Raw genomic sequence first — 3282 nt, 5'->3', positions numbered from 1 at the left:
CAAAGATTGCGCAGACGATGACTGCGCAAAATGTGGCGAAGATGCGTTGAAACAGTTTCATTGATCTGTTTAATCTTTAGTTTTTAACAAACAGGTAGCCTAAGCCGCGTACAGTTTGAATCAGGGAAGCATCGCCCAATTTGTGGCGGATGCTGGAGATGTGTACGTCGATGCTGCGGTCAAATTTAGCCAGTTTGCGGTCGAGTGCCTCGATAGACAGAGTTTCTTTGCTGACAACTTGTCCGGCGTGGCGCATCAAAACTTCAAGCAGATTGAACTCGGTGCTGGTCAATTCAAGCGGAATGTCTTTGATGCTGGCTTGGCGTTTGGCAGGGTAGAGGATAACGTCGCTGACAGAAATGCTGTTAGGCGCGTTGTTTTGTTCGTTGCTGTGTTGCGCACGGCGCAAGATGGCGTTGATACGCGCCAAGAGTTCGCGCGGTGTGCATGGTTTCGGTACGTAATCGTCCGCACCCATTTCCAAACCGATAATGCGGTCGATGTCGTCACCTTTTGCAGTCAGCATGATGATGGGCACAGTGCTTTGGGTGCGTACGTTTTTCAAAACGTCCAAACCGTTCATTTTAGGCATCATGGAGTCTAATACGACGACATCGTATTGTCCGGTCAGAATTTCTTGAACGCCGGCTTCGCCGTCAGAAACGCTGTGGACGTTGAGGCCTTCGGCAGTCAGGTATTCGGTCAGTAATTCGGTCAAGAGGGCATCGTCATCTACGAGTAATACGCGACTCATGGAATTTCCTTTTCGTGATTGTATGCGCCGTGGCACTAAATAGGCGGTGCGGCGATTAAAATAGAGTTGTATTCAATCTTAACATGCAATCTGCTTTTGTTGATAGCGTAATTTTCTGTGCTTTTGCGCTTTTTTGCATAGAAACTTGTCGCTCTTTACATTTTCAGACGGCCTGTAAGGACAAACTGACAATTGAGTGAGTTTTGTTTAGGGTTTATCACAAGATTTGGCAGTTTGGTGTTTCGGTGCATTGATGAAATCTTTGCAATCAGACAAAAGTTTGGGCAGCAGTGGGGCGAATGCCGGATGGCTGCGTATTTTGTCGGCGTAGAAATACATCATATACGGATAATAATATTGCACTGCCTGCATCCATTGCGCACCTTCTTCTTTTTTGCCTTGTCGGTAGAGGTAGAGGCCAACTTGATAGGCGTTGGAGTAGGGGCGGTAGGTCAGGGCTTTAAGTGCGGCCTCTTCTGCCCATGGGCGGATGTAGGCATCGGTCGGGTCGGCACGTTTGCTCAAACTTAAATCGGCGTAATAGGCAAGCATAGGGCTTTCTTTGGAAAGCTGCTGCAAACCGTCGATTTTATTTTGAACTGTTTGCGGATTGTCGGTTTCCCCTACACGGCTATATTGGGTCAGATTTTGATATTCCCAGCTGAGGTTTGCCATGCCGATTAAAATTGATAAAGCGGCTATACCGCCTGCCCACTGCCTGATTCGGGTAGATAAAGGGCCGTCTGAAACATCTTTCGGATAAGAAGGTGTAAGCGACAGAATCAGGCTGAATACTGTGAGGAAGTAGATATACCAAAGCGGATATTCGAGCATGCTGTGGCAGAGGCTGACGGCGGCGGCGGTCAGTAAAAACAGGGAAGCCGGTGTTTGGTTGCGGCCCAACAGTCGCCATACGGCTGCAAGCAGGGTTAAGGTTGCAAGCAAGGTGCCGGCAATGCCCATTTCAGACAATAACTGCATGACGATATTGTGCGAATGGGTAAACAGTACGCCGAGAATATTGTTGGGGAAGTATTGTTGTTGGGCATTGATCAGGAAGGTTTGCTGGGCAAAGCTGTTCCAGCCATGTCCGAACCAAGGTGCGGATTGAAAGGCAATCCATGCCTTGCTCCATTCGATTTGGCGCATGGAGCCTTCAAAACCGCTGGTACCTGCGCGTTCGACAGCGGTTTCGTATTTGATGTTGCCAAACAAATCCAACAGGCTGCCCATGCCGAATTGGAAAGCAGCGGCCAGGATGGCGGTCAGAAGGAAAATGCACAGTGCGCGTTTGTGTTGGAAACGGGTACGCCAAAACCATAACGGCGTAATCAGGAATAGGGCGGCAATGTAGCCCAAGATGGTGCGCGAGTTGACAAGGCCGAGGGTCGCAGTCAATGCCAATACGAACAGAAAACCTGCTGCATTGGACATTTTGCGCGCCATCCATAAATAGGATGCTGCCAAAATGCCCCACATCAAATAATGTCCCAAATGATTGCGCTGGCCGAGTTGGCCGTTTACGGTACCGCTGCTTCGGGCAATGATGCCGTTCAACCACTCTACGTTGGACCAGCCTTTAAATTGCAGCCAAACGATAGCAGCCTGTATGGTTGCACCTATCAATAAAGACCAAGCAAAAATGCTGACGATGCGTTCCTGTCCGTAAGCTGCTATCCAGCCACGCACCGACCATGCGCCCAGTGCCAAAATGACAAATGTCCAGGCAGTGATGTCGCTCATGCCGGGGTAGGTGGAATGCATGAGGCGCGCTTGGAGTGACCAAAATGCAGCCATGGCAAACAGGCCGATACTGAGTGCAGGAAGGCGGATATTCAGCAGGCCTTTGTGTGCGCTAATCAATGTCAGTACCAATGAGCCGCTCAGTGAGATGGCTTCCAAATAAAAGCTGGGCAGTGGGCCGACTCGGTAGAGTGAAAGAAAAGGGACTGCGCAAATCCAAAGAAAACTGAGCCATAAAGGCCAAAAGGTTTTCATTGAAGATTCAGTCAGGCCGTCTGAAAGTGTGTGGTAGGTCATTTTGATGTGTGTTTTTGTTGTTTGATAAATGCAAGGCAGCCGAGGAAAAAGGCAATACACAATAATACGGAAACGGCGGCACAAATCCGGCTGGCGACGGCTGTGTCAGCCAGGCGCATACAGGCTTCGGCAAAGTAAATCAGAATCAGCATGGAGCTGTATTGATAAGTGTAGATGCGTTTTTTCAAAATACCGGTCAACGGCAGGCACAGCGGCAGGGCTTTCAGTGCCAGCCATGAGCCGCCTTCGCGCAATGGTGCGATCCACAATTCCCATGACAAGGAAAGCAGAATCAGCAGGATAAGGCTTATGGAAGTTGCAAGATAAGGTAATGGGGAGCGTGTATTGTTCACAATATTGAGGGCGTAAAGCCGTACTGGAAAACTTAAAATTATACCGCTAAAAAGGCAGGGTAAACCAAGAATATTGCTTAAAGATGCTGAAGAAAGGATTTATTGTTTTTTCTTCAAACGAATGAAACTTTATCT

Annotated in this window: 3 protein-coding genes; all 3 read right to left on the bottom strand. The window is 48.7% G+C overall.

Annotation, left to right across the window (positions count from 1 at the left end; translation table 11 throughout):
• Positions 1-76: 76 nt before the first annotated feature.
• Positions 77-754: a two-component system response regulator MisR gene (gene misR, locus ACTHUT_RS16370; protein ID WP_250599738.1), complete on the bottom strand. Its 678-nt coding sequence runs from the start codon at positions 752-754 to the stop codon at positions 77-79.
• 207 nt (positions 755-961) lie between these two features.
• On the bottom strand, positions 962-2794 hold the full coding sequence (locus ACTHUT_RS16365; protein WP_250599740.1) for a PglL family O-oligosaccharyltransferase: 1833 nt from the start codon (positions 2792-2794) through the stop codon (positions 962-964).
• Positions 2791-3147 (bottom strand): DUF2069 domain-containing protein, encoded by a 357-nt coding sequence (locus ACTHUT_RS16360; protein WP_049336736.1) that lies wholly within the window; start codon positions 3145-3147, stop codon positions 2791-2793. The genes ACTHUT_RS16365 and ACTHUT_RS16360 overlap by 4 nt, the downstream gene beginning before the upstream one ends.
• Positions 3148-3282: the final 135 nt, after the last annotated feature.

Source organism: Neisseria sp. P0022.S010 (genome assembly GCF_051956635.1).
This window is presented reverse-complemented; position numbering and strand designations above follow the sequence as displayed.

Bases quoted from the DNA above. Each gene is read 5' to 3' on its own strand.
- misR (WP_250599738.1), bottom strand. From the start codon at position 754: ATGAGTCGCGTATTACTCGTAGATGACGATGCCCTCTTGACCGAATTA.
- ACTHUT_RS16365 (WP_250599740.1), bottom strand. From the start codon at position 2,794: ATGACCTACCACACACTTTCAGACGGCCTGACTGAATCTTCAATGAAA.